Annotated in this window: 28 protein-coding genes and 1 pseudogene; 14 read left to right on the top strand and 15 right to left on the bottom strand. The window is 72.0% G+C overall.

The genetic code is table 11. The features are described 5' to 3' along the window. Positions 1-69 precede the first annotated feature (69 nt). On the top strand, positions 70-954 hold the full coding sequence (locus BJP60_RS12220; protein WP_203136030.1) for a carbohydrate kinase family protein: 885 nt from the start codon (positions 70-72) through the stop codon (positions 952-954). Here the strand turns inward: BJP60_RS12220 and BJP60_RS12215 are convergent. Then, positions 899-1,261, bottom strand: coding sequence for a hypothetical protein (locus BJP60_RS12215; protein ID WP_203136028.1), 363 nt, complete (start codon positions 1,259-1,261; stop codon positions 899-901). The two genes, BJP60_RS12220 and BJP60_RS12215, sit on opposite strands and share 56 nt — an antisense overlap. Before the next feature lie 99 nt (positions 1,262-1,360). Between BJP60_RS12215 and BJP60_RS12210 the strand changes: the two genes are divergently transcribed. Continuing rightward, positions 1,361-1,615 carry a hypothetical protein gene (locus tag BJP60_RS12210; RefSeq protein ID WP_203136026.1) on the top strand — a complete coding sequence of 85 codons (255 nt, stop codon included), beginning with the start codon at positions 1,361-1,363 and terminating at the stop codon, positions 1,613-1,615. 30 nt (positions 1,616-1,645) lie between these two features. On the opposite strand, the gene BJP60_RS12205 is transcribed toward BJP60_RS12210, so the two are convergent. From BJP60_RS12205 to BJP60_RS12195, 3 genes are all read right to left on the bottom strand, one after another. Next, positions 1,646-3,259, bottom strand: coding sequence for a serine/threonine-protein kinase (locus BJP60_RS12205; protein WP_238439424.1), 1,614 nt, complete (start codon positions 3,257-3,259; stop codon positions 1,646-1,648). 143 nt (positions 3,260-3,402) lie between these two features. Next, the gene (locus tag BJP60_RS12200; RefSeq protein WP_203136025.1) at positions 3,403-3,654 is read right to left on the bottom strand and encodes a helix-turn-helix domain-containing protein; all 252 of its coding nucleotides are present in this window, start codon (positions 3,652-3,654) and stop codon (positions 3,403-3,405) included. After that, the gene (locus tag BJP60_RS12195; RefSeq protein ID WP_203136023.1) at positions 3,654-4,139 is read right to left on the bottom strand and encodes a DUF2975 domain-containing protein; all 486 of its coding nucleotides are present in this window, start codon (positions 4,137-4,139) and stop codon (positions 3,654-3,656) included. The genes BJP60_RS12200 and BJP60_RS12195 overlap by 1 nt, the downstream gene beginning before the upstream one ends. A 112-nt stretch (positions 4,140-4,251) precedes the next feature. Between BJP60_RS12195 and BJP60_RS12190 the strand changes: the two genes are divergently transcribed. Next, positions 4,252-5,211, top strand: a complete 960-nt coding sequence (locus tag BJP60_RS12190; RefSeq protein ID WP_203136021.1) for a DMT family transporter — start codon at positions 4,252-4,254, stop codon at positions 5,209-5,211. Between the two features lie 61 nt (positions 5,212-5,272). On the opposite strand, the gene BJP60_RS12185 is transcribed toward BJP60_RS12190, so the two are convergent. Beyond that, the gene (locus BJP60_RS12185; RefSeq protein WP_238439423.1) at positions 5,273-5,815 is read right to left on the bottom strand and encodes a nitroreductase family protein; all 543 of its coding nucleotides are present in this window, start codon (positions 5,813-5,815) and stop codon (positions 5,273-5,275) included. Next, complete coding sequence (msrB, locus tag BJP60_RS12180) at positions 5,815-6,243, bottom strand: peptide-methionine (R)-S-oxide reductase MsrB (protein WP_203136019.1); 429 nt, start codon at positions 6,241-6,243, stop codon at positions 5,815-5,817. The genes BJP60_RS12185 and msrB overlap by 1 nt, the downstream gene beginning before the upstream one ends. Positions 6,244-6,342: 99 nt before the next feature. Between msrB and BJP60_RS12175 the strand changes: the two genes are divergently transcribed. The 5 genes from BJP60_RS12175 (at position 6,343) to groL (ending at position 10,364) form a co-directional block, all read left to right on the top strand. Next, positions 6,343-7,332 carry a DUF2332 domain-containing protein gene (locus BJP60_RS12175; protein WP_203136017.1) on the top strand — a complete coding sequence of 330 codons (990 nt, stop codon included), beginning with the start codon at positions 6,343-6,345 and terminating at the stop codon, positions 7,330-7,332. Between the two features lie 58 nt (positions 7,333-7,390). Further along, positions 7,391-7,630 (top strand): DUF3263 domain-containing protein, encoded by a 240-nt coding sequence (locus BJP60_RS12170; RefSeq protein WP_203136015.1) that lies wholly within the window; start codon positions 7,391-7,393, stop codon positions 7,628-7,630. A gap of 54 nt (positions 7,631-7,684) precedes the next feature. Next, a complete protein-coding gene (locus BJP60_RS12165; protein ID WP_203136013.1) occupies positions 7,685-8,224 on the top strand; it encodes a LytR C-terminal domain-containing protein in 540 nt (179 codons plus the stop codon). Positions 8,225-8,340: 116 nt separating this feature from the next. Then, positions 8,341-8,544: a cold-shock protein gene (locus BJP60_RS12160; RefSeq protein ID WP_203136012.1), complete on the top strand. Its 204-nt coding sequence runs from the start codon at positions 8,341-8,343 to the stop codon at positions 8,542-8,544. Between the two features lie 200 nt (positions 8,545-8,744). After that, entirely contained in the window at positions 8,745-10,364 is a 1,620-nt protein-coding gene (groL, locus tag BJP60_RS12155) for a chaperonin GroEL (RefSeq protein WP_203136011.1), read from the top strand. A gap of 60 nt (positions 10,365-10,424) precedes the next feature. Here the strand turns inward: groL and BJP60_RS12150 are convergent, their stop codons facing one another. From BJP60_RS12150 to BJP60_RS12135, 4 genes and pseudogenes are all read right to left on the bottom strand, one after another. Then, complete coding sequence (locus tag BJP60_RS12150) at positions 10,425-10,712, bottom strand: WXG100 family type VII secretion target (protein WP_203136010.1); 288 nt, start codon at positions 10,710-10,712, stop codon at positions 10,425-10,427. Between the two features lie 125 nt (positions 10,713-10,837). After that, positions 10,838-12,589, bottom strand: coding sequence for a sensor histidine kinase (locus BJP60_RS12145; RefSeq protein WP_336244348.1), 1,752 nt, complete (start codon positions 12,587-12,589; stop codon positions 10,838-10,840). A gap of 120 nt (positions 12,590-12,709) precedes the next feature. Further along, on the bottom strand, positions 12,710-13,405 hold the full coding sequence (locus BJP60_RS12140) for a response regulator transcription factor (protein ID WP_203139313.1): 696 nt from the start codon (positions 13,403-13,405) through the stop codon (positions 12,710-12,712). A 138-nt stretch (positions 13,406-13,543) separates the two neighbouring features. Then, positions 13,544-14,359: pseudogene (locus BJP60_RS12135) on the bottom strand (DMT family transporter); the annotation flags it as partial. Between the two features lie 38 nt (positions 14,360-14,397). Here BJP60_RS12135 and BJP60_RS12130 point away from each other — a divergent pair. Further along, the gene (locus BJP60_RS12130; protein ID WP_203136009.1) at positions 14,398-14,892 is read left to right on the top strand and encodes a MarR family winged helix-turn-helix transcriptional regulator; all 495 of its coding nucleotides are present in this window, start codon (positions 14,398-14,400) and stop codon (positions 14,890-14,892) included. Positions 14,893-14,898: 6 nt separating this feature from the next. On the opposite strand, the gene BJP60_RS12125 is transcribed toward BJP60_RS12130, so the two are convergent. The 3 genes from BJP60_RS12125 to BJP60_RS12115 form a co-directional block, all read right to left on the bottom strand. Then, positions 14,899-16,539, bottom strand: a complete 1,641-nt coding sequence (locus BJP60_RS12125) for a DNA repair helicase XPB (protein ID WP_203136008.1) — start codon at positions 16,537-16,539, stop codon at positions 14,899-14,901. A 63-nt stretch (positions 16,540-16,602) separates the two neighbouring features. Continuing rightward, positions 16,603-18,297, bottom strand: a complete 1,695-nt coding sequence (locus tag BJP60_RS12120) for a helicase-associated domain-containing protein (protein ID WP_203136007.1) — start codon at positions 18,295-18,297, stop codon at positions 16,603-16,605. A 31-nt stretch (positions 18,298-18,328) separates the two neighbouring features. Continuing rightward, positions 18,329-18,598 carry a multidrug ABC transporter ATPase gene (locus BJP60_RS12115; RefSeq protein WP_203136006.1) on the bottom strand — a complete coding sequence of 90 codons (270 nt, stop codon included), beginning with the start codon at positions 18,596-18,598 and terminating at the stop codon, positions 18,329-18,331. A 99-nt stretch (positions 18,599-18,697) separates the two neighbouring features. Here BJP60_RS12115 and BJP60_RS12110 point away from each other — a divergent pair, with 99 nt between their 5' ends. Genes BJP60_RS12110 through BJP60_RS15325 form a run of 3 tightly spaced genes read left to right on the top strand, consistent with a single transcriptional unit; the run spans position 18,698 to position 19,990 of the window. After that, on the top strand, positions 18,698-19,081 hold the full coding sequence (locus tag BJP60_RS12110) for a cold-shock protein (protein ID WP_203136004.1): 384 nt from the start codon (positions 18,698-18,700) through the stop codon (positions 19,079-19,081). Next, on the top strand, positions 19,074-19,619 hold the full coding sequence (locus tag BJP60_RS15330) for a DUF3027 domain-containing protein (RefSeq protein ID WP_238439422.1): 546 nt from the start codon (positions 19,074-19,076) through the stop codon (positions 19,617-19,619). Before BJP60_RS12110 ends, BJP60_RS15330 begins: the two co-directional genes overlap by 8 nt. Then, a complete protein-coding gene (locus tag BJP60_RS15325) occupies positions 19,610-19,990 on the top strand; it encodes a hypothetical protein (protein WP_238439421.1) in 381 nt (126 codons plus the stop codon). The genes BJP60_RS15330 and BJP60_RS15325 overlap by 10 nt, the downstream gene beginning before the upstream one ends. Before the next feature lie 90 nt (positions 19,991-20,080). Here BJP60_RS15325 and BJP60_RS12100 read toward each other — a convergent pair whose 3' ends face one another. Both BJP60_RS12100 and serC read right to left on the bottom strand, forming a co-directional pair. After that, the gene (locus tag BJP60_RS12100; RefSeq protein ID WP_203136003.1) at positions 20,081-21,670 is read right to left on the bottom strand and encodes an MFS transporter; all 1,590 of its coding nucleotides are present in this window, start codon (positions 21,668-21,670) and stop codon (positions 20,081-20,083) included. A 240-nt stretch (positions 21,671-21,910) separates the two neighbouring features. Then, on the bottom strand, positions 21,911-23,026 hold the full coding sequence (gene serC, locus BJP60_RS12095; protein ID WP_203136001.1) for a phosphoserine transaminase: 1,116 nt from the start codon (positions 23,024-23,026) through the stop codon (positions 21,911-21,913). Between the two features lie 134 nt (positions 23,027-23,160). On the opposite strand from serC, the gene BJP60_RS12090 reads away from it, so the two are divergent. Next, entirely contained in the window at positions 23,161-23,868 is a 708-nt protein-coding gene (locus BJP60_RS12090; RefSeq protein WP_203135999.1) for a metal-dependent transcriptional regulator, read from the top strand. 267 nt (positions 23,869-24,135) lie between these two features. Continuing rightward, complete coding sequence (locus tag BJP60_RS12085) at positions 24,136-25,032, top strand: M23 family metallopeptidase (RefSeq protein WP_238439420.1); 897 nt, start codon at positions 24,136-24,138, stop codon at positions 25,030-25,032. Positions 25,033-25,357: the final 325 nt, after the last annotated feature.

Genomic DNA, 25,357 nt, shown 5'->3' with positions numbered 1-25,357 from the left:
GGCGGCGGCGCGCCATCGGTGCACACGGCGCACCTCTGGCCGGGTCGCGTGCGCCTCTACGCTGAGGACATGCGGAATCCGGACGTCCTGGTCGTCGGCGAGGCGCTCGTCGACGTCGTGCATCGCGACGGCGCGGTCGCCGAGCATGTCGGGGGCAGCCCCGCCAACGTCGCGCTCGGGCTGGGACGCCGGGGCGTCGCGGTCGCGCTGCACACGCAACTCGGACCGGATGAGCGGGGCGGGCTGGTCCGCCGGCATCTGGAGGCGTCCGGCGTGCAGATCCTGCCGGAGTCCTTCAGCGCCGCGGCGACGTCCACGGCCACGGCCGACATCGCCGACGACGGCCAGGCCGCGTACCGCTTCGATGTGCGGTGGGAGCCCGAGCCGATCGCGCGGGGCATCCGGCCGCGGCTGGTCCACACCGGATCGATCGCGGCCTTCGTCGAACCCGGCGCCACCGTCGTCCGCGCGGCGATGCGTGAGCTCGGCGCCGCCGAATTGACGTTCGACCCCAACATCCGGCCGGCGCTGCTGCCCGAGCATGGAACGGCGGTGCGGATGTTCGAGGAGACCGCCGCGCTCGCGACCGTCATGAAGCTGAGCGACGAGGATGCCCGCTGGCTGTACCCGGACGTCGACGAGGATCGGCTGATCGCATCTCTGCTCGCCCTCGGGCCGCGGCTCGTCGCGGTGACGCTCGGGGCCCGCGGCGCGGTGCTCGCCACGCAGGCGCACACGGTGCGCGTGCCGGGGGTCGCCGTCGATGCCGTCGACACCATCGGCGCCGGCGACACCTTCATGGCCTCGCTGGTCCACTCGGTGCTCGACGCGGGCAGTGCGGATCTGGATGCGGCCGCGCTGCAGCGCATCGGCCGCGAGGCGGCGCGTGCCGCGGCGATCACGGTCTCGCGCGCGGGGGCCGACCTGCCGTGGCAGCGTGAACTGACGAAGTGAGCGCTCGCCGCTCGGTCGCGTCGAAATCCTCCTCGCGCCGCGTCACGGCGTTGCGCCAGACGACCGTGCTGAGCGTGCCGCGGTCGGCGGTCCATTCGACGATCACGACGCGGTCGTTCCATCCCCGGGCGAAGGCCTCGAGGCGCTCCGTCGCGCGATGGGGCCATGAGACCCACGCCCACACGGGCGCCGGATCGTTGTGCCATTCGATCGGCTGCGGGCCGTACGCGGCGGCGGGCAGCGTGCACGGCGCGATGTTCGAGACGACGATCTCGAGCATCTGCTCGCTGACCTTCGTGCTCCCCACGAAGGAGGAGGCTATGCGAGACGGCGGACATCGCCGGCGCAGGGGCGACGAGCGCGCAAGCCCCTGGTGCCGCCAGGGCGGCGAGCGGATGCTCGAGTCATGAGCGACAGCATGGCCTCGCAGGGGCAGAATCCGGCCGACGACCAGACGATCGAGAAAGCCGAGGAGGCGAACCGTCTCGCCGCAGAGCACGGTGTCGCGGATCCGGGCGGGCTGCCCGGCCCGGCGAACGCGGAAGGCGAGCCGCCCGTCGACCGTCCGACGGGATCGCTTCCCGCCGACGGCGACGACGCGGATGAGCCGCTCGACCAGAAGATCGACGACGTCACCGAGGAGATGGGACCGCCGCAGTAAGCAGGCAGCGCCGGGGGCCCGCTCGAGTGACTACGAGGCCGGGGCCTCCGTGGCAGGCGGCTGCTCCGTGACGGGCGGCGGTGCGGGCTCCTCGCTCGGCAGCGGCTGCTCCTCCGCGTCCTCCTCGGCCTGCTCCTCGGCCTCTTCGGCCGCCTTCTCCTCGGCCTTGCGCTGCTCCTCGGCGGCCTTCTCCTCGGCCTTGCGCTGCTCCTCGGCGGCCTTCTCCTCGGCCTTGCGCTTGTCTTCCTCCGCCTTGCGCTGCTCCTCCTCGGCCTTGCGCTGCTCCTCCTCGGCCTTGCGCTGATCCTCTTCGGTGGTGCCGTCGTCATCCGTCGCGGGCACGGGCACCTCGGCCGGCTGCTGCGAGGGCGGCGAGGTGGTCTCGGGGCTCTCGGTCTGGACGACCGGCGCGACGCCGCGCGAGGGGTCCTCCGTGGCGGTGTCGACGTTGCTCAGCGCCCACGCGCCGAGCCCGATGGCCGCCGCGGCCGCGGCGGCGCCCGTTGCGATCAGGGCGGGGCGGCGCCGATTCCGTCGAGGTGCTGCGGCAGCGGCACCCGCGGCCGCGGGAGCGGCGCCGGCGCTCGCCGGCATCCCGGCCGTCGCCGGCATCGCGGCGCTCGCAGGCATGGCCTCCGTGGCGGGCATGGCACCCGTCGCCGGAATCGCCGCGGTGGGCGCATCCGCCGCGGCCGCTGCCGCCGCGACGCCCGCACCGGCGGCCGCGGCGCCCGGCACCCCCGCGCCGGCCGCGGCGCCCAGGCCTGCCGCGGCGAGCGGCATCGTCGCGTCGGCGTCGTGCGGAGCCCGCGGCGCGTTCGCGAGCCTCGCGGTCTCGCTGGCCACCTCGCCGGCGGACGGGCGGTCGGCCGGGTCCGGTGCGGTCATCCGCTCGATGAGCGACGCCCAGCCGGCGGGCACGGACGCGGGGATCTCGGGGCGCGTCGTCTGACGCACGACGGCGCTCGCGACCGGCGTGGTGCGGGGGAAGGCCGGCTCGCCGGTCAGCGCCTCGAGCAGGATCAGTCCGAGCGCGTAGACGTCCGTCGCGGGCGTCGGGGTGGCGCCGCGGGCCTGCTCGGGAGCGAGGTAGGCGGCCGTGCCCATCACCATGCCGGGGGAGGTCATCCGGTCGCTGCTCAGCAGATACGCGATGCCGAAGTCCGCGAGCTTCGCGTGGAAGCGCCGGCCCGGGACATCGGTCGAGGCCAGCAGCACGTTCGACGGCTTGACGTCCCGATGCACGATGCCCGCGCGGTGGACGGCGTGCAAGGCCTCGGCGAGCTCGGTCGCCAGCGCCGCGGTCTCCGCAGCGGGCAGCGGCCCCTCGCGCAGCAGCTGCGACAGCGTCGGGCCGTCGACGAACTCCATCACGAGGTAGTCCTGGCCCGCGCCGATGTGGGCATCGAACAGGGTCACGAGGGCGGGGTGGCTGAGCGAGGCCAGCACCGCCACCTCGCCGCGGGCGCGGGCCGCGTCCTCGTCTCCCATGTCGGCCATCAGCTTGATCGCGACGATCCGGCCGAGGGCCGTGTCCTCGGCGCGGTGCACGCGCGACATGCCGCCCTTCCCGACGCATTCGAGAAGGCGGTAACGCCCGTCCAGCATCGCGGCCGTGGGCGATTCGGGTTCGCTTCCGGTCATGTCACCACGGTACGGACACCCGCTGGATGGGCAATGTGGGTTGACAACGCGCGACACGCGTGAGGCGGAACGGGCCGTGACGGATGCCCCGCTCCGCTCGCCCCGGCTCGCAGCGGGGCCTCACGCCCGGGTGAGCGCGGGCGTCACGCGGTCGTCGCGCCGGCCTCCGCCGCGCCGGCCTCGGGCGCGGCGTCGGGCTCCCAGCGCAGCACGTCGCCCGGCTGGCACTCCAGCACGCGGCAGATCGCATCCAGCGTCGTGAAGCGGACGGCCTTGGCGCGCCCGTTCTTCAGCACGGCGAGGTTCGCGGGCGTGATGCCCACGCGCTCGGCGAGCGTGCCGACCGCCATCTTGCGCCGCGCGAGCATCACGTCGACGTCCACGATGATCGCCATCAGATGACCTCGTCCAGCTCGGATCGCAGCGTGCGCGCCTCGGTCTCACGGTCCATCGCCTGCTGCAGCAGCCGCCGCATCACGACGACGAGCAGCGCCACACCCGCCGTCACGAGCGAGGCCCCGCACACGAGCGCGACCACGCCCGGCGCGGTGGGCCCGATCGCGAGCAGCACCGCCAGTGCGAACGTGACCACCGCGTCGAACGCGATCGCGCCGATGATCACGTCGACCCAGCGGAACGCGGCGGGGGAGAAGACGGATCCGCGGCGCACCATCGCCAGCAGCCGCCAGATGCACACAGCGCAGACCTGCAGGCCCAGGATCCACAGCGCCGCGATCGTGATCAGGGCGATCCGCCCCCACAGCACCTCGCCCTCGAGATCGATCCACAGCAGGGGCAGGATCACGGTCTGCACGACGAGCGAGCCGGCGAGCGAGAGCGCGATCACGATCTGCAGCGCCAGGACGACGTACTTGCCCATGGGGCCTCCTTCATCGAAGAACAGGATGAATCTATCGAAAGACGATAGATTCCGCAATGCTCTCGATGGTCCGATGTGCTGTGGGACGACGGCTCGGCGTAGGGTGGAGGGGATGAGCGCTTCCTCCCGATCGGCCGCGCGAGATCGATGGGGCGGCGTCGTGGCACTGGCTGCGGCGATCGGCGTGGGCGTCCTGACCGCCCTGCAGTCGCGCATCAATGGGGCGCTAGGCGCCGAGCTGCACAACGGGATCGTCGCGGCGGTGATCTCGTTCGGCACGGGTCTCGTGCTCACGATCGCGCTCTCGGCGGCGCTGCCGTCCGCGAGGGCGGCTGTCGCGCGGCTCGGCCGGGGTATCCGCGCACGCGACATCCCGTGGTGGCTGCTGATCGGCGGCACCGCGGGCGCGTTCACGGTGGCGATGCAGGGTCTCGTGGTCGGCGTCATCGGCGCGGCCTTATTCACGGTGGGGCTCGTCGCCGGGCAGACCCTCAGCGGACTCGTGCTGGACCGCGTGGGGTACAGCCCGGCCGGAGTGAGCGCCGTCACGATGCCGCGCGTCCTGGGAGTGGCGTTGGCGTTGACAGCCGTCGTGATCTCGCTCACGGGGGGCACCGTCGGTGACGCACCCGTGTGGATGCTCGTCCTTCCCGTTCTGGTGGGCGCGGGTCTCGCATGGCAGCAAGGCACGAACGGCCGGCTGCAGGTCAAGACCGGATCGGCGCTGGCCGCCACGCTCGTCAACTTCATCGGTGGCACGTTCGCGCTCGTGGCTCTCGCCGCGGTGCAGGTGCCGCAAGCAGGCGTCGCTCCGCTGCCGGCGAGTCCTTGGCTCTACACGGGCGGTGCGCTGGGCGTGCTCTACATCTTCGTCTCAGCGGCGCTGGCCCCGCGCATCGGCGTGCTTCTGCTCTCGCTGGGCTCCGTGCTCGGGATGCTGATCGGCGCTTTCGTCCTCGATCGCGTGTGGCCGCCGGCCGTGCCGCCGTCGCCTCTCCGGTCGGCGATCACCGTGCTCGTCGCATGCGTGGGCGTCGCGATCGCCGCCTTCGGGCGCCGCCGCGTCCGCTGACCGGTCGATGTCGCCGGCCGCCGCGAGGACTTCGAGAGAGCGGACGCGCTGGACTGAGCCGTCAGCCCTTCTTGCGCGGCATGCGCGACAGGAACCGCTCGCCGTCGACGGTCTTGCCGCGGAGCGGACGCGAGCGCTCCGGCTTGCCGCCGACGTACAGCCAGCCGAGCAGACGCTCGCCCTTCTCGAGCCCGTGCGCCTTGATGACGGCCTTCGCGCGCATGTAATCGCCCGTGCGCCAGAACACGCCCCAGCCGGCCTCGTCGAGCAGGAGACTCAGCGCATGCGCGACGCCCGCCGCGGTGGCCTCCTGCTCCCACGCCTCGACCTTCTTGGACCGGATCGACGCGACGACCGCGATCAGGAGCGGAGCGCGCAGCGGCTTGGAGTACACGCCCTTCTTGCCCTCGGCCTTCGCGATGGCGCGGCCCAGCACCAGTCGATCGTCGCCGCGCAGCTCGATCAGGCGCCAGGGCCTGAGCTCCTTGTGGTCGGCGACGCGACCGGCGGCCGACACGAGCTCGACGAGCTCCTCGTGCGTGGGCGCCTCGTCCGTGACCTTCGACAGCGAGCGGCGGGCCCGCATCGCCTCGAGCGCGGACATCAGGCGCTCGGCGCGCTCTGCGCGTCGCTCTCCTCGGGGGTGAAGTTCAGCGACAGCGAGTTCATGCAGTAGCGGTCGCCCGTGGGCGTACCGAAGCCGTCGGGGAAGACGTGGCCCAGGTGCGAGCCGCAGTTCGCGCAGCGCACCTCGGTGCGCTCCATGCCGTGGCTGTTGTCCTCGAGCAGCTGCACCGCGTCGGGGCGGATCGACTCGTAGAAGCTCGGCCATCCGCAGTGCGAGTCGAACTTCGTGCCGCTCTTGAACAGCTCGCTTCCGCACGCGGCACACGTGTAGAGGCCGGCGCGCTCCTCGTCCAGCAGCTCACCCGTCCAGGGACGCTCGGTGCCGGCCTCGCGCAGCACGGCGTACTGCTCGGGCGACAGCTCGCTGCGCCACTCGTCCTCGGACTTGCTGATGTTGTACGACATGGATTCCTCCCAGGCTCGCATCCAGCGTACGGCCGCGCGAGACCGGGAGGGCCGAGTGTGACGACCGGCGTCCCGTGCGCCCGACAGGAGAATGGAGGGATGCAGACGGACGAGCGCGGCGCGGTGGCCGAGCGCTTCGCGCGGTTCGCGCGCGAGGAGGCCCCCGGCCGTTCCGACACCTATCTGGCGTGGGCGCGCACGGTCTCGGAGGACGCGGAGCTCTGCGACATCCTGGCCCGTGTACCGGCGACGCACCGCCAGCCGCCGCTGGTGTTCGCCGTGACGCGGATGCTGGGGGCGCCGCGCGAGACCGCCGGCTGGTCGCAGTTCGTCCGCGCGCACGCGGACGCGGTCGTCGCCGAGTGCTCGGCCCGCAGCCTGCAGACGAACGAGCCGCTCCGCTGCGCCGCGCTGCTGCCGGCGCTCTGCCTGGTGCCCGGGCCGATCGCGCTGCTCGAGCTGGGCGCCTCGGGCGGCCTGTGTCTGTATCCGGATCGCTACGCGTACCGCTACGGGGACACGCGACTCGGCGCCTCCACGGTCGTGCTGGAGGCCGAGGTGCGGGGCGCGCCTCTGCCGGAGCTCGCCCTCCAGGACATCGTGTGGCGCGCGGGGATCGACCTGCAGCCGCTGGACGCGCGGGTCCCGGCGGACCGCGCGTGGCTCGAGGGCCTGGTGTGGCCGGAGGAGCACGAGCGCGCGGCGCGCATCGCGGCCGCGCTCGACATCGTCGCCGCCGATCCGCCGCTCCTCGTCCCGGGCGACGTCGCGGACCTCGACGTGGTCCGCGCCGTCGCGGCGCAGGCTCCCGCCGACGCGACGCTCGTCGTCACGACGCCGGGCGTGCTGCCGTACGTGCCCCGGGCCCGAAGGGACGCGCTGATCGCGGCCCTCACGGCGGACGCCGCGGATCCGGCGCGGGTGCGCGCGGGCGGCGTCCGCTGGATCACGCTCGACCAGCCCCGGCTGCACGACGCCTGGCGGCCGCCGATCGACGCGGACGACTGGCCCGGATTCGCGCTCGCGCTCGACGGGCGCGTGCTCGCGGCCGCCGATCCGCTCGGATCCTGGATCGACTGGCGCGCGTGACGCCGGGCTCCCGGTGCGCCTCCCGGCTCGCGCGCGGCGAGTGCGTAGCCTCGAGCGCGTGCCCCTCTCCGACCGCGACCGCGCGCTGCTCGACTTCGAGTCCCGCTGGCGCGTGCACGGCGGGGCGAAGGAGGAGGCGATCCGCTCGGAGCTCGAGATGGCGCCCGCACGCTACTACCAGCTGCTCGGCCGCCTGATCGACTCGGGCGACGCGCTCGCCGCCGACCCGCTCCTCATCGGCCGCCTGCGCCGGATGCGCGACGCGCGCGACGCGGCGCGCTCCCGCATCGCGGGCTGACCCCGGGTTCCGGCCGCCGTCGGGAGGGTCAGGCTCCCCGGGTACGATCGTGTCGTGCCGACCAGCTATCCCCGGGACCGCTTCGACGACGTCCCCCGTCAGGCCTCGCGCGTCGGCGCCCACCGTGCCGAGCAGCAGCGCACGCCGCGCGGCGTCGTGCTGCTGTGGGCGCTGCTCGCGACCGTCGTGCTGACCGTCGCCGGCATCATCGGCTTCCTCGTGCTGTCGCAGCGCGCGACGGATCTGCCCGAGCAGCCGCAGGCCACCCCGACGGTCGCTCCGGTGGTCGACACGACCTACACGATCCTCGTGCTCAACGGCACCGGCACGACCGGCGTCGCCGAGCAGGTCGCGAGCGAGCTCGTCGCGGCCGGATGGACCCAGGACATGGTGCTGCCGAGCGAGTCCTCCGCCTCCGACTTCCCGGCCACGACCGTCTACTACGCCTCGCCCGAGGAGGAGGCCGCGGCCCTCGGGGTGGCGGAGGCGATCGGCGGCGCGCGCACCGAGCAGAGCGACCAGTACGCGAACACGGACGAGGACGCCAAGGAGCTCACGGTCGTCGTCGGACTCGACCGTGTTTCGGCCGAGTAAACAGTTCTATTCGGGCGTGTCAACAGTCGCCTCCGCGCCGCTCGGGCGCTGAATCACGCGGATACGATTCCCCGGTAGTCGCCTCCCTCAGGAGGCCCAGCACCAGGAGAGTTCGCATGACCCAGGGCACCGTCAAGTGGTTCAACGCCGAGAAGGGCTACGGGTTCATCACCGTGGCGGACGGCAGCCAGGACGTCTTCGTCCACTACTCGAACATCGAGATGAGCGGCTTCCGCGTCCTCGAGGAGGGCCAGGCCGTCGAGTTCCAGGTCGGCGCCGGTCAGAAGGGTCCGCAGGCCGAGGCGGTCCGCCCGGTCTGAGCGTCTCGCTCGACGACCGGCTCGCCGCAGCCCTTCGAATGGCGCCCCGCGACATCGTTCGCGGGGCGCCATTCCGCGTGTGCGGCTGCGGGTTCCGCGCGGCTTGCACTCGATGGGGGTGAGTGCCAGAATCGTCCTGGCACTCCCGTCAGGTGAGTGCTAAAGACCACACGCCTACGTCCGGGAGGGACGACTACACCATGGCAAAGATGATCGCTTTCGACGAGGAGGCCCGTCGCGGCCTCGAGCGCGGCCTCAACACGCTGGCCGACGCCGTCAAGGTGACGCTCGGCCCGCGCGGTCGCAACGTCGTGCTCGAGAAGAAGTGGGGCGCCCCCACGATCACGAACGACGGCGTCTCGATCGCCAAGGAGATCGAGCTCGACGACCCGTACGAGAAGATCGGCGCCGAGCTCGTCAAGGAGGTCGCCAAGAAGACCGACGACGTCGCCGGCGACGGCACCACCACCGCGACCGTCCTCGCCCAGGCGCTCGTCCGCGAGGGCCTCCGCAACGTGGCGGCCGGCGCCGACCCGATCAGCCTCAAGCGCGGCATCGAGAAGGCCGTCAAGGCGCTGTCGGACGAGCTGCTCGCGCAGGCCAAGGAGGTCGAGTCGAAGGAGCAGATCGCTGCGACCGCGTCGATCTCGGCCGCCGACCCCGCGATCGGCGAGCTCATCGCCGAGGCCATCGACAAGGTGGGCAAGGAGGGTGTCGTCACCGTCGAGGAGTCGAACACCTTCGGCACCGAGCTCGAGCTCACCGAGGGCATGCGCTTCGACAAGGGCTACCTGAACCCCTACTTCGTCACGGACCCGGAGCGCCAGGAGGCCGTCTTCGAGGACCCGTACATCCTCATCGCGAACCAGAAGATCTCGAACATCAAGGACCTTCTGCCCGTCGTCGACAAGGTGATCCAGTCGGGCAAGGAGCTCGTCATCATCGCCGAGGACGTCGAGGGCGAGGCGCTCGCGACGCTCGTGCTGAACAAGATCCGCGGCATCTTCAAGTCGGTCGCCGTCAAGGCCCCCGGCTTCGGCGACCGCCGCAAGGCCCAGCTGCAGGACATCGCGATCCTGACCGGCGGCCAGGTCATCACGGAGGAGGTCGGCCTCAAGCTCGAGAACACCGACCTCGACCTGCTCGGCCGCGCGCGCAAGGTCATCGTCACGAAGGACGAGACCACGATCGTCGAGGGTGCCGGTGAGGCGGAGCAGATCGAGGGTCGCGTGACCCAGATCCGCCGCGAGATCGAGAACACCGACAGCGACTACGACCGCGAGAAGCTGCAGGAGCGCCTCGCCAAGCTCGCCGGCGGCGTCGCCGTCATCAAGGCGGGCGCGGCCACCGAGGTCGAGCTCAAGGAGCGCAAGCACCGCATCGAGGACGCCGTCCGCAACGCGAAGGCCGCCGTCGAGGAGGGCATCGTCGCCGGTGGTGGCGTCGCGCTCATCCAGGCCGGCAAGTCGGCCTTCGACGGCCTGGCCCTCGATGGTGACGAGGCGACCGGCGCGAACATCGTCAAGGTCGCGATCGAGGCCCCGCTGAAGCAGATCGCCCTCAACGCCGGTCTCGAGCCGGGCGTCGTGGCCAACAAGGTCGCCGACCTTCCCGTCGGCCACGGCCTGAACGCCGCCTCGGGCGAGTACGGTGACCTGTTCGCGCAGGGCATCATCGACCCGGCCAAGGTGACGCGCTCGGCGCTGCAGAACGCCGCGTCGATCGCCGGTCTTTTCCTCACGACCGAGGCCGTCGTCGCCGACAAGCCCGAGAAGGCCGCCGCTCCGGCGGGCGACCCCACGGGTGGCATGGACTTCTGATCCATTTCTCAGAGAACGGCCCCTCCTTCGGGAGGGGCCGTTCTGCTGTCCGCCGTCGGGTCAGCGGAACATCCCGGAGGTCAGGCGCTCGGCCTCCGCATAGTGCGCGCTCGCGACGCCCAGCGCCCGGCCGAGGCTGTCCAGCGCCTGCTCGACGGACTGCTGGGCGCTCTTCCACTGCGTGAGCGCCGACTGGAACGCGCCGGCGCTCGCGCCGCTCCACGTGCTCTCGAGCTGCGCGAGCTGGCCCGTGAGCGTCGCCGTCAGGCCGCGGATCTGCTCGGCCGTGTTGAGGGTCTGCCCGTTGGCGGCGGAGACCGCCTCGGTGTCGACGCTGAAGATCGCCATTGTCTGCTCCCTGGGTCGGAGGGGATGGATGTCCCCACGCTAGGAAGCGCGCAGGTCCCTTGGCGGGCGGAGACCGGATCCGGGACGGACGCGGGCGCCGGAGCGGGCTGTGGACGGGGGAGCGGTCAGCCGGCGGTCGGTGCGTCGCCCGCGCGCAGCCGCGGCACCGGACGGGTCTCGGCGAGGCTCAGCTCGTCGTCCGACCGCGGTGCCAGCGGGAACGCGACGCGGAACGTGGCGCCGCCGCCCGGGGTGTCGAGCACCTCCACCGTTCCGTGCAGCGCCTCGACGATCGACGCGACGATCGCGAGCCCCAGTCCGCTGCCGCCCGTCTCGCGGGCGCGCGACGAGTCGGCGCGCCAGAAGCGTTCGAAGATCTGCCGGCGGATCGCCTCGGGCACGCCCTCGCCGTGGTCGACGACGGCGATCCAGCCCATCTGCGCGGCGACGTCCACGCCGACCTCGATCTCGATCGGCGAGCCCTCCGGGCTGAACCGGCGCGCGTTGCCGAGGAGGTTGGCGACGACCTGGCGCACCCGGTTCTCCTCGCCCTGCACGACGGGCGGCACGGCGACCGGGCGCATCGACTGCGGCACGGTGAAGTCGAGCGCGGGGAAGGCCGGCTGCTCGCCGTCCGAGGCCGCGTCCTGCTCCGGCGCCGCCGGCACCTCGCCGGTCATCGGCTCGCCGGGCGCCTTCGGCCTGCGGCGCAGCAGCGACGAGAGGCTCTCGGTCGCGGCGGTGAGCGAGCGCGGGCGCCGGCGCGCGGTCTCGGACGCCGGGGCCTGCGCGGCCGACTCCTCGGGCCTCGACAGCGAGATGGGCCCCGTCAGCGCCTCGATCGTCGTGTCCACGACCGTCACGGTGCGGCCGGGCTCCGCCACGCGCACATCCAGCGCGGCGTCTCGCGCGATCGGGCGGAGATCGAGCGGCTGAATGTCGAGCTCGCGCTTCTCATCGAGGCGCGCGAGGGCCAGGAGGTCCTCGACGAGCACGCCCATCCGGATCGCCTCCTTCTCGATCCGCTCCATCGCGCGCGCGGTGTCCTCCGGACCCTGGATGGCGCCCATCCGGTACAGCTCGGCGTAGCCGCGCACGCTCACGAGCGGCGTGCGCAGCTCGTGGCTCGCGTCGCCCACGAAGCGTCGCATCTGCCGCACGGTCGCGTCGCGCTCGGCGATCGCGACGTCGATCCGGTCGAGCATCGTGTTGATCGCGGACTTCAGGCGCCCGATCTCGGTGCGGGGCTCGATGTCGCTCAGGCGCTGGCTGAAGTCGCCGGACGCGATGGACATCGCCGTGGCCTCCACCTGCCCGAACCGCCGGAACGTCAGCGTCACGGCCCATCGGGTCAGCAGCGCGCCGCCGATGATCGTGACGATCGCCACGAGGAAGAAGATGCCGAAGTACGTCGCGACGACGCTGTCGACCTCCTCCAGCGGCAGGGCGACCATCTGCGTGAAGATGCGGTTGCTGCCCTGGAACTGCTGCACGGCGAACGCGGCGTAGAACTGCGCGTCGTCCTTCGTGACGCCGGGCAGCTGGATGATCGTGCCCTGATGCGAGTACGCGTAGTCGGTGGCGAACGTGGCCGGGAAGCTCGGGCGCGGTCGGTCGGGGCCCTGCCCGCCCGCGGTCGCCAGGAGCGACCCGTCCGGGCCGTAGACCGCGACGTAGTAGTCGATGCGCGGGGCGTTGGCCTTGGGCGTGAACTGCGGTCCGTCGGCGCCGTCCGAGGAGATGTTGAACAGCTGCTCGCCCACGGCGGTGCCCGCGAGCTGCGTCAGCGACGTCTTGATGTTGTTCAGGAGCGATTCGCGCAGGATCGGCACGGTGCCGATGCCGGCGGCCATGAGACCGAGTGCGAGCACGGTCACCGTGACCGCGGTGACCTTCGCCCGCAGGCTGATCCGCCGCCACCAGGTGGTGACAGCGTCGGTCTTGTTCGCCAGGACGTGCCTCTTTCGGTGATGCGCCGCGCGCGCGACGCGGCGGGATCAGCCCGCCCTGTCGACCTTCAGCATGTAGCCGAAGCCGCGCTTGGTCTGGATGAGCGACTCGGTCGCGTGCGGGTCGATCTTGCGGCGGAGGTAGGAGATGTAGCTCTCCACGATGCCGGCGTCGCCGTTGAAGTCGTACTCCCACACGTGGTCGAGGATCTGCGCCTTCGACAGCACCCGGTTGGGGTTGAGCATCAGGTAGCGCAGCAGCTTGAACTCGGTGGGGCTGAGGTCGATCTGCGCGTCGCCGACGTAGACGTCGTGCGTGTCCTGATCCATCGTCAGCTCGCCGGCGCGGATCACCTGCTCGTCCTCGGTGTCCTGCATCGTGCGACGCAGGATCGCCTGGATGCGCGCGACGATCTCGTCGAGGCTGAACGGCTTGGTGACGTAGTCGTCGCCGCCCGCGTTCAGGCCCTTGATCTTGTCCTCGGTCTCGTCCTTGGCGGTGAGGAAGAGGATGGGGGCGGTGAAGCCATGGTCGCGCAGACGCGTGGTGACGCTGAAGCCGTTCATGTCGGGCAGCATCACGTCGAGCACGATCAGGTCGGGCTCCTCCTCGAGCACGGCGGAGATCGTCGCGGCGCCGTTGCCGACGGTCTTCACCTGGAAGCCCGCGAAACGCAGGCTCTGCGAGAGCAGGTCTCGGATGTTGGGCTCGTCATCGACGACCAGGATGCGCGGTGCGGTCATGGCCCCATTATGTCGGTGCGGTCGAGGATCCGGCTGGATATCGCTCCGGATCTGCGGAAAGCGAACAGGGGGAGTATCCTGTGCGCCGCCTCCTGCCGGGCGGACGGCCGGGCGGCGCCGCTGCGCGACGAGGATGCCGGCGAGGATCAGCGCGATGCCCCCCAGCTGCGGCGCGCCGAGGGCCTCGCCGCCGAGCGTGGCGCCCAGCGCGGTGCCGGTCAGCGGGTTCAGCAGCCCCACCGTGCCGACGAGGCCCGCTGGCAGGCGCGCGATGCCGCCGAACCAGCACACGAACGCGACGCCCGTGGCGAGCAGGCTGACGAAGGCGAGCGCGGCGAGCTGCGGCGCCGCGAGCGCAGGAGGCGGACCCTCGACCAGCGCGGCCGCGGCCGTGAGCGCGGCGCCTCCTGCCAGGAGCTGCCACGCGGTCGTCGCGAGGATCGGGGTGTCGTCCGCCCAGCGCCGTCCGAGGATCGCGCCGAGCGAGGACAGCAGCAGTGCCGCGGTCGCCGCCGCGAGGCCGGTCGCCGTGACCTCGCCCGTGCCGCGCCAGACGAGCAGGAGCGTGCCGGCGATGGCGACGACCGCACCGGCGGCCAGCGTCACGCGCGGCCGCTCGCCGACGAGCAGCCAGGCGAAGCCGGCGAGCGCGACGGGCGCCAGCGCCATGACCGAGGCGGCGACCGATGTGGGGAGCAGCTGGGCGCTCAGGTAGACGAGCAGGAAGAAGGCTCCGACGTTGAGCAGGCCCAGGATGGCGGTGCGCCACCACCACGCGCCGCGCGGCCGACGGCGGGCGATGGCGAGCAGCAGGATCCCCGCCGGCAGGGCGCGCAGGGCGGAGCCCCAGACGGGCGCATCGGCGGGCAGGAAGTGCCGCGTCACGTAATAGGTGGCGCCCCAGCACACCGGAGCGATCGCGGTGAGGAGGATCCACCGCCATTTAGCTTCCATGGAAGCGATAGTAGCTTCCTCGGAAGTAAGATGGACCGATGAGCGAGGATGACCGGGTCGCGCGGATCCAGGCGCAGTGGCGGCGCGAGCGCCCCGACCTCGACGTCACGCCCATGGGGGTGGTCGGCCGGCTGCACCGCCTCGGCGATCTGCTGCGCGAGGAGCTCCTCGCGCTCTACGGGCGGTACGGCCTGGGCGAGGGGGAGTTCGACGTGCTCGCGACGCTGCGCCGCGCGGGTGCGCCCTACGAGCTGGCGCCGGGAGCGCTCGCGCGGCACACCATGGTCACCACCGGGGCGGTTACCAAGCGGCTCGACCGGCTGGAGGCCGCCGGACTCGTGCAGCGCCGCGCCAGCGCGGAGGACGCCCGGGGCCGGATCGTGCGCCTCACCGACGCCGGGCGGGAGCTCATCGACGACGCCTTCGCCGCGCACATGCGCAACGAGCGGCGCCTGCTGGAGGGCCTCAGCCCCGCGGACCGTCGCGACCTGGAGCGGATCCTCGCGTCCTGGCTCGCGCGCGTCGACGACTGACCTCCGTCAGGCCGCGATGCGCTCCGCATCGAGGATCGTGTAGCTGTAGCCCTGCTCGGCGAGGAAGCGCTGGCGGTTCTGCGCGAAGTCCTGGTCGACCGTGTCGCGCGCGATCAGCGTGTAGAAACTCGCGGTGTGCTCCGACTGCTTGGGGCGCAGCAGGCGACCGAGGCGCTGCGCCTCCTCCTGACGCGACCCGAAGGATCCCGACACCTGGATCGCGACCGACGCCTCCGGCAGGTCCACCGAGAAGTTGGCGACCTTCGACACCACGAGCAGCTTGATCGTGCCCTCGCGGAACGCCTGGAACAGCTGCTCGCGCTCGTCGACCGGCGTCGATCCGGTGATCTTCGGCGCGTTCAGCGCCTCGGACAGCTCGTCGAGCTGCTCGAGGTACTGGCCGATCACGAGGATCTGCTCGTCCGAGTGCTTGGCGATCAGGCTGCGCACCACGTCGATCTTGGCGGGAGCCGTGGCGGCCAGGCGGTAGCGGTCCTCGTCGGCGCTCGCGGCGTACTCGAGCCGCTCGCTCGCCGGCAGATCCACGCGCACCTCGTAGCAGGCGGCGGGCGAGATGAAGCCCTGGGCCTCGATCTCCTTCCACGGCGCGTCGAACCGCTTGGGACCGATCAGGCTGAACACGTCGCCCTCGCGGCCGTCCTCGCGCACGAGCGTGGCGGTGAGACCGAGGCGGCGGCGCGCCTGCAGGTCGGCCGTGAGCTTGAACACCGGCGCGGGCAGCAGGTGCACCTCGTCGTACACGATCAGGCCCCAGTCGAGCGCGTTCAGCAGCGCGAGGTGCGGGTACTCGCCCTTCCGGCGCGCCGTCAGGATCTGGTACGTCGCGATCGTGACCGGCTTGACCTCCTTGGTCTGGCCGGAGTACTCGCCGATCTCCTCGGGCGAGAGCGACGTGCGCTTGAGCAGCTCGTCGCGCCACTGCCGCGCGGACACGGTGTTCGTGACGAGGATGAGCGTCGTCGTCTTGGTCTCGGCCATCGCCGCCGCGCCGACGAGCGTCTTGCCCGCGCCGCAGGGGAGGACGACGACACCGGATCCGCCGTCGTGGAACTTCTCGACGGCCTCGCGCTGGTAGGGGCGCAGCGCCCAGCCGTCCTCGTCGAGGTCGATCGGGTGCGGCGTGCCCGGCGTGTAGCCCGCGAGGTCCTCGGCGGGCCAGCCGATCTTCAGCAGCTCCTGCTTGATGTGGCCGCGTGCCCACGCGTCGACCACGTACGTGTCGGGGGTCGGCTGCGCGATCAGCAGCGGCTGGATGCGCTTGTTGCGCGACACCTCGGCCAGCACGGCGCGGTCGGTCGACGTCAGCAGCAGCTCGCCGTCGTCGCCGCGGCGGATCGTGAGGCGGCCGTAGCGGTTCACGGTCTCACGGATGTCGACGGACACGGACGGCGGCACAGGGAAGCGTGACCACGTGTCGAGCGTCTGCAGCATGTCGTCCGCGGTGTGCCCGGCCGCGCGGGCGTTCCAGAGGCCGAGTCGCGTGATCCGGTACGTGTGGATGTGCTCGGGCGCGCGCTCCAGCTCGGCGAAGATCGCGAGCTCGTGTCGCGCGGTCTCCGCGTCGGGGTGCGCGACCTCGAGCAGCACGGTGCGGTCGCTCTGCACGATCAGGGGGCCATCAGCCATAGCCGACCAGTCTACCGGCGTCCGCAGGCGCGAGGGCGAAGCGCCGCTGACGCGGCTGCGCCGTCAGGCGGGGCGCACCGCCGTGATGCTCTTGACGGGCAGCGTGCGCTCGACGTCCGCGCCGCGGTCGCGTCCGCGCAGCCGGCCGCCGCCGAGGCCGGTGGCCTCGAGCACGAACGTGCGGGTCGATCCGTCGGGCAGCGACACGTCGACCTCGAGCAGCGCCCTCGCGCGCACGGCGGTCTCCAGCTCGCGTTCGCGCCAGGCGGCATCCGCGTCGCCGCTGTGGGCTGCGCGCAGCTGCGCCAGCAGCGTCGCGTAGCGCGCGAGCGGATCGGCGGTGGGCGGCGCGGACGCGATCCGGTTGCGGTCGAGCGTCTCGGTCCCGCCCTGCTCGTCGAGCGCGACCACGGGATACTTCGCGTCGGCGAGGGCCCAGTACACGGCCTCGCGCGAGGCGCGCGTGCGGAGCATCCTGCCGTCCGGCACGAGCCCGAGCGCCCGCAGCGCCTGGTCGACGGCGATCGTCTCGAGCAGAGCGTGGTCGCGGCTGGACACGATCGTGTGGCCGCCCTCGGGCTCGAGCGACACCCGCACCAGTCCGTGCCGGTCCGCGATGCGCTGCACGAGGTACTCGAGCGGCTGCGGCACGCCCGTGAGCGACAGCGAGGACAGGAACGACAGGATGCTCTCGGAGGTCTCGCCGGCGGACATGGCGCCCGCGATCGACGCCTCCGTGAAGCGGTAGGTCGAGGCCTGTGCGTGCGACTCGCGCGTCGCGATGCCCTGCAGGCGCACGTCCAGCGCGGGTGCGAGCGGGCCGGGGGAGATGGCCGTGAGGTCGTTCTGCAGGAAGACCTTGTCGACCTCGTTCGGCATCAGCGCCACGAGTTCAGTCGGATCCGCATCGCCGCCCTCGCGCAGCGACGTCGCCCACGCCGGCTCGGCGTCCCACGTCTCCGCCGCGCCCTCGGTCACGAGTCCGGCGAGCCGGAGAAGCCGGCGCCAGCGTTCGCCGCGCGTCGCCCACGCCCCGTCGAGCGGGTAGGCGTCGGGCCACAGCGCGGGGTCGATCCAGCCCCCGGACGGTGTGCGCAGGCCGGTGGGCAGCGCGTCGCGCAGCGCGGTCGCGAGGCGCGTCCACCGTCCGGCGCTCGACTCGCGCAGCCAGTCGGATCCCGCCGGGCTGACGAGCCAGCTGCGCTCGGTCACCGTCAGCAGGCCGGAGACCTCGGCGAGCGCGACGAGATCGTCGGCGTCGTCGGCGTCGCGCACGATCTCCTCCTGCGCCATGCGCCGCCGGTCCGATGCGCCGACCGCGCCGGTGCCGACGCGCGCGAGCGGCGTCCGCAGGGTCATCAGGATGAGGTCGGCGAGCGCCGACGTGGTCGTGAAGGCGCGTTCCGCCGCGTGCGCCGAGGCGATCTCGGTCGCGGCGTGCGGGGTGCTCTGCGGAGTGCGGCTCGCCGGGGCGTCGCCGAGCGCCGCGCGGACGGCGGCGTACGGAGCCCCGGCGGCGTCGGTGAGCCCGAGCCGCTCGGCTCCGGCTCCCGCCGCAAGATCCGCGAGGGCGTCGCGCGACAGCTCCGCGACCGCGCGTGCCAGCGACTCCGGAGTCAGCAGCGCCTCGGCCGCGTCGAAGAAGTCGTGCCAGTTGGCGTTCGCCGGCACGCGGCGCCGCGCGAACAGGTACGCGAGCTCGGCGTCCTCCGCCCGCGCCAGCCTCTCTGCCAGGGCGCGGGAGTCTGTGTTGTTCACGGCGCTCGGAGAGGTCACGGGGCGGCGGCGGTCAGGACCGCCCGGCCTTGCCCCTGCGGACGATGCTCATGACGAGCAGGGCCAGGATCAGGACGAACGCGAGCGGCAGGCCCACCATCGGCAGCACGGCGACGATCGGCCAAATGCCCGTGGCGTAGTCGGCGTGCTGCATGCCCGCGGCGGTCGAGATCATGATCGCGAAGAAGCACAGCACCGAGACCACGGCGATGCCCAGCGCCATGAACGCCAGGATGCGATCGATGCGCCGGACCGGCGGGTCCGCGGGGGTGTTCGTGCTCATCCTCACCAGACTAGTCGTTCGCGCTGGGGCGATAGGCTGGAGGGGCGGGATCGATCGGTCTCGCTTTCGTTTTCTCATCAGGGTTCAAGAGGTTGTGTCATGCCCACCGGCAAGGTCAGGTTCTACGACGAGGACAAGGGCTTCGGCTTCATCAGCGCGGATGACGGCCAGGACGTCTTCCTGCACGCCAGCGCCCTGCCCACCGGTGCGCCGGCGCCCAAGCCCGGCACGCGTCTCGAGTTCGGCGTCGCCGACGGACGCAAGGGGCTGCAGGCGCTTTCCGTGCGCGTGCTCGAGGCCCCTCCGAGCCTCGTGAAGGCCAAGCGGAAGCCCGCCGACGACATGGCGATCATCGTCGAGGACCTCGTGAAGCTGCTCGACGGCATCGGCGGCGACCTGCGTCGCGGCCACTACCCGTCGAACGCGCACGCGCGCAAGATCGCGGCCGTGCTGCGCAAGGTCGCGGACGAGCTCGATGTCTGACGCCCACGAGACGCCCGCCGAGGGCGAAGCGGCCGAGCAGGCCCCCGTTCCCGAGACGGCTCCGGCCCCCGCGGACGCGGAGGCGCCCTCGACCGTCGAGCCCGAGGGTGCCGACGCCGAGACAGCCGAGGTCGAGGTCGAGGCCCCGCCGGTCGAGCCGACCGCGGAGGAGACCGACGCCTCCGACGCGGAGGAGGCCGAGTCGACCGCGGACGAGGCGTCTGAGCCGGTCGGCTCCGAGCCCGAGGAGCTTCCCGAGCCGGATCGGCGCCTGATCGAGGCGCACGACCTCGCGCTCGCGGCGCTGCACGAGATCACTCCCGCATCGACCGTCGGCGAGCCCGCCGGGTACTCGGTCGAGCGCGACGGCGTCGTCTCGCTGCGCTTCGCCAACACGCTGCTCGGCTACCCCGGCTGGTTCTGGACGGTCTCGCTCGCCGTCGTCGAGGGATCCGAGCCGACCGTGCTCGAGGCGGAGCTGCTGCCCGGCGACGACGCGCTGCTCGCCCCGAGTGGGTGCCGTGGGCCGTGCGCCTGAAGGAGTACCAGGCGGCCCAGGCCGCTGCCGCCGCCCAGGCTGCCGCCACGGCGACCGACGACGCGGAGGACGTCGACGTCGACGCCGACGACTTCGACGAGGACGGCTCGTCGATCCTCCACGCCGGCGACGTGGACGGCGTCGACATCGAGACCCTCGACGCGGACCGCGACGACGAGTCGGATGACGACGACGATGACGAGTCGGATGATGACGACGAGTCGGATGATGACGACGAGTCGGATGATGACGACGACTTCGACGATGACGATGACGATGAGTCGGATGACGAAGACTTCGACGACGACGAGGACGACGACGATGACGACGACGACGACGACGAGGAGTCTGACGACGACGAGGAGGAATGACTCGTCGCTCTGACACGAACGGCGCCCCGGTGGATCCGGGGCGCCGTTGGCGTCTGCGAGAAGGCCACTTCTCCTGAGAACGCGGCGCGGCTAGACGCCTGCGGGCTCGCGCGTGCGCTCGGGCTCGCGGGTGACCGCGGGCTCGGCGGGCTGCTGCTTCTCGAGCGGCATGGTCCGGGTGTCGATCAGCGGGTTCTCGTCCTGCCCCGCGACGAGCTCGGCGGCCTCGGCGCGCGTCTCGACGGTGGGGACCGAGCCGAGCAGCGGTCGGCGCGCGGACTCGCGCATCGTCAGCACCGCGAAGCCGGCGACGAGGCCGAAGAACATGATGTAGAACGCCGGCATGAAGCTGTTGCCGGTGAGCTGGATGAGCCACTCGCTGAAGAGGGGAGTGGTCCCGCCGAACAGCGACACCGACAGGTTGTAGGCGATCGCCATGGCTCCGAAGCGGGACGCCGTCGGGAACAGCGCGGGCAGGGCGGCGGCGGAGGGGCCGATCCACAGGGCGACGGGCACGGCGCACAGCAGCAGGGCGACGAAGATGGCCCACATCTGACCCGTCTGCAGCAGCGCGAACGCCGGCAGCATCAGCACGATCGTCGAGGCCGACCCCAGCAGGTACACGGGCTTGCGGCCGATGCGATCGGAGAGGTGGCCGACCAGGGGCAGGCTCGCCGACAGCACGATGAGCACGGGCACGGTGGCCATGGCGGCGAGCAGGTTCGACACGCCGACCTCGGTCTCCAGGTACGTCGGCATGTAGCTCGTGAGGGCGTAGCCCGCGGTGTTGGTGGCGGCGACGATCGCCATCGCGATGAGGATCTGACGCCAGTAGTGGCGGAAGATCCCGACGAGACCGTGGCGGGCGAGCGGATCGGCCGCGTCCGCCTTGGTCTCGCCCGTCGACTCGGCGACCTCGTACGCGGGCGTCTCCGGGATGCGCGAGCGCAGCCAGATCGCGGCGACGCCGAGGGGCAGGGCGACGAGGAACGGGATGCGCCAGCCGTACTCGGTCATGGCGCCGGGGCCTGAGATCGACTCGACGATGAGGGTCGTCACCGCGACGGTCGAGGCGCCGGCGGCGAAGCCCAGGTACGAGCCGGCGTCGAGCCACGACGACCAGTAGCCGCGGCGTCGGTCCGGCGAGAACTCGGCGACGTACGTCGTCGCGCCGGCGTACTCGCCGCCGGTCGAGAAGCCCTGCACCATCTTCAGCAGGTACAGCGGGATGATCGCCCACAGGCCGATCTGCGCGGCGGTCGGCAGCACGCCGATCAGGGTCGTCGACGCCGCCATCATCGCCATGGTGAAGAACAGCACCTTCTGACGCCCGATGCGGTCGCCGATGGGGCCCAGCACCGCGCCGCCGAGGGGGCGCACGAGGAACGACACCGCGAAGCCGAACAGGGTCACGAGCAGACCCGCCTCGGTGGGCAGGCCCTCGGTGAACACCGCGGTCATCGTGACGGCCAGGTAGCCGTAGATGCCGAAGTCGAACCACTCCATGAAGTTGCCGACGACGGTGCCGGAGATCGCGGTGCGGATGCGCGACCGCTTCACCACGAGCACATCGTCGACGCGGAGCCTGCGGGGCTGCCGCCGAGGCGTCCGGGTGGCGGGGGTGACCGTCACCGGGTTCGCCTTCGGCGGCTCGCTACTGCTGCGGGGGTTCACGTTCATCACTCGTTCCGTATCGTTCGCGTGCGTTTCGACGAGTGCCTTCCGGGCGCGCGGCGGGCGCGGCGGCAGACACCAAAGCCACGAACATAGCCGGGGATGAGGCGGCCCGAAAAAGCGGGTGCGTCGATTTGACAGCGAGCGATGCGGCGTCAACGCGCGGGCGCGCTAGCGACCGGATCTGAACGGCTCAGCAGAATCTCATGAACCGCGCGCGGGGCGGCTCCGAGCCGCCCGACCGGGTCAGCGAGCGGTGTTGTCCAGTACGTAGTCGATGGAGCGGATCAGCTGACGCACGTCATCCGGATCGATCGAGACGAACGTCGCCACGCGCAGCTGGTTGCGGCCGAGCTTGCGGTACGGCTCGGTGTCCACGATGCCGTTCGCACGCAGCGTCTTGGCGATCGCCGCGGCGTCGATCGACTCGTCGAAGTCGATCGTGACGACGACGGGCGAGCGGTGCGCGGGATCGGTCACGAACGGCGTCGCCACCTCGGACGCCTCGGCCCAGGCGTACAGCGCGCCCGACGACTCGGCGGTGCGCGCGGCGGCCCACTCGAGCCCGCCGTTGCCCAGGATCCACCCGAGCTGGCTGTCGAGCAGGTGCAGCGTCGCGAGCGCCGGGGTGTTCAGCGTCTGCTGCAGGCGCGAGTTGGCGACGGCCTGCGACAGGCTGAGGAACTCGGGGATGTAGCGATCGGACGCCGCGACGCGCTCGATGCGCTCGATCGCGGCCGGGGACATCGCCGCGAACCAGAGGCCGCCGTCCGAGCCGAGGTTCTTCTGCGGTGCGAAGTAGTAGACGTCCGTCTCGGCGACGTCGAAGTCGATGCCGCCCGCGGCGCTCGTCGCGTCGATGACGGTGAGCGCGCCCTCGTCGCCGTGCACGCGTGCGATCGGGGCGGACACGCCCGTGGACGTCTCGTTGTGCGGCCACGCGTAGACGTCGACGCCCGCGACGGGCTCGCTCTCCGTGCGTGAACCGGCCGCCGCCTCGCGCACGTCGGGGGCCTCGAGCCACGGCCCCTTCGCGGCCTTGGCGAACTTGCCGCCGAACTCGCCGAACGTGAGGTGCTGGCTGCGGCGCTCGATCAGGCCGAACGCGGCGGCGTCCCAGAACGCGGTCGATCCGCCGTTGCCGAGCACGATCTCGTAGCCGTCGGGCAGGCGGAACAGCGCGGACAGCTGCTCGCGGACGCTCGCCACGAGGTTCTTCACGGGCGCCTGCCGGTGCGAGGTGCCGAGCAGCGTCGTGCCCACGGCGGCGAGGGCCTCGACCTGCTCCGCTCGCACCTTGGCCGGTCCGCATCCGAAGCGTCCGTCGGCGGGCAGGAGATCGGCGGGGATCGTGAGCGTCATGCGCCCCAGCATATTGCCGGGAGGAGGCGCCTCCCGCCCGCATGACGCCCCGCGCGACGGCCCGCCTCCGGTGTCCTTCGCGGTCGTTAGGATTACCTGAGTACGCGCGTCCGCATTCTTCCGACGGGGCAGCAATGACCGACCTGATCGACACCACCGAGATGTACCTCCGCACGATCCTCGAGCTCGAGGAGGAGAACATCGTGCCGCTGCGCGCGCGCATCTCGGAGCGTCTCGGCCACTCCGGTCCGACGGTCTCGCAGACGGTCGGGCGGATGGAGCGCGACGGTCTCGTGGTGGTCGGCGACGACCGGCGCCTCGAGCTCACGGACGCCGGCCGCCAGAAGGCCGTCGACGTCATGCGCAAGCACCGCCTCGCCGAGCGCCTGCTGTCCGACGTGATCGGCCTCGACTGGGCGTACGTGCACGAAGAGGCGTGCCGCTGGGAGCACGTGATGAGCGAGCAGGTCGAGCGTCGCCTCGTCGAGCTGCTGGGTCACCCCACCGAGTCGCCGTACGGCAACCCCATCCCGGGTCTCGACCAGCTGGGCGGTGCGGCCGCTCACACGTTCGAGGAAGGGGTGGTCGGGCTCGTCAAGCGGCTCGACGCCGAGGGCGGTCCGATCCGCGGCACGGTGCGGCGCCTCGCCGAGCCGGCGCAGGTCGATCCCGATCTCCTCCAGCAGCTGCGCGAGGCCGGCGTCGTCCCCGGCGCGGAGGGCGACTACCGCTACAGCGAGGGCTACGTGCTCGTGCAGATGGACGGGCGGGAAGACGGCCTGGAGCTGCCGGTCGAGCTCGCGTCCCACATCTTCCTCGTCGACGACCGCGTCGCCGCCTGATCGGCGGTCACGCCTGCGTCCCACGGGCGGGCCGGGCACGCCTCGCGGCGCCTGCCAGAGGATTGACAGGCGCGGATCCGGATCCGAGCGTGACAATTCCGTTACCTTCCCGTAGTCTCGGGGATACCCGGGGCCACCCCTTCCCGGGTTGCTCCGTGGGAAATCGCCTCAGCGGCTCGTCGTTCCACGGATCGCACACTGTGTGCCCCGACAACCCAGTGCTGACGAGCCGGCGGACCCGAACCGCATGGCGATGGAGGATCTACTTTGTCCGAAAACGCTTCCCTGCCCGAGCGCCCCGACGCCGACACCTCGAGCAGCCTCGTTCCTGCTCGCGCGGCCGCCGCTCCCGCCCGCCCCGTCAATGTCCGCAAGGCGATCCGTCGCGCGGAGCGCGATGCGCGTCGCGCCGGCGCCGCCAAGGTCCGTCCGATCCGCGCGATCGGCACGGTCGCCGCAGTCGGTGCGCTGATCGCCGGCGTCGCCTTCCCCGCCTACGCGGCGATCCAGTCGGAGGGCGAGGCCGTCTCGATGCACGACGTCGCCGCGGGCGCCGCCCAGTCGCTCGTCGTCGCGTCCGAGGTCGACGCTCCGAAGCTCGCCGGCTCGTCCTACTCCGCGACGACGCCCGAAGAGGTCGAGAAGGCGAAGGCCGAGAAGGCCGCCGCCGAGCGCGCCAAGGAGCAGGCCGCTGCCGCTGCGGCCGCCGCCGCTGCCGCCGCCAAGGCCGCATCCACCTACGGCTCCGTCGCGTCGGTGCCGAGCGTGCCCGCGCCGGCCGCCAGCGGCTCCGTGACGTTCCCGCTGCCCGGCGGCTACACCGTCGGCCAGAGCCTCGGCTCGGGCCGCGGCCACCAGGGTCTCGACCTGCTGATCGCGACCGGGACGCCGATCTACGCCGTCGCCGACGGCGTCGTGGCCACGGCGGGCTACTCGGGTGCGTACGGCAACCTCGTCGTCCTGAATGCGAACGTCGACGGCTCGGCCGTCGAGGTGCGCAACGGTCACATGAGCTCGATCGCGGTCTCGCCCGGCCAGAGCGTCCAGGCCGGCCAGGTCATCGGCTACGTCGGCTCGACGGGCCGCTCGAGCGCGCCGCACCTGCACATCGAGGTCCGCGTCAACGGCGGTCTCGTCGACCCGCTCTACTGGCTGCCCATGTGAGCTGATCCGACCCGGATCCTCCTCCACGACGCCCGCACCGATCCGGTGCGGGCGTCGTCACGTCCGGACGTCACCGACACGGGCGGGAATTCACTCCGCGTTGGGCGCGGCGGTCATGCGCGTGGGCTACCCTGATCCCGTCGCCGACAGGTCACGAGGGAGGAAAGGAGCTTCCGTTGGAACGAATACCTCGCACCCGCACCATGGATGCGCTCGGGCGTTACGTCCTGCGGCACCACGCTCTCTTTCATCACGTGCACGCGAGCCGCGGGTCCGCCGCGGTCGTGGAGGCGTCGTCTGTCTAGACGGCGCCTTTTCTCGTCTC

Origin of the sequence: Microbacterium sp. JZ31 (genome assembly GCF_016805985.1) — a bacterium.
Classification (GTDB): Bacteria; Actinomycetota; Actinomycetes; order Actinomycetales; family Microbacteriaceae; genus Microbacterium.
The sequence above is the reverse complement of the archived record's forward strand: the minus strand, read 5'-3'. Positions and strand labels throughout refer to the sequence as shown.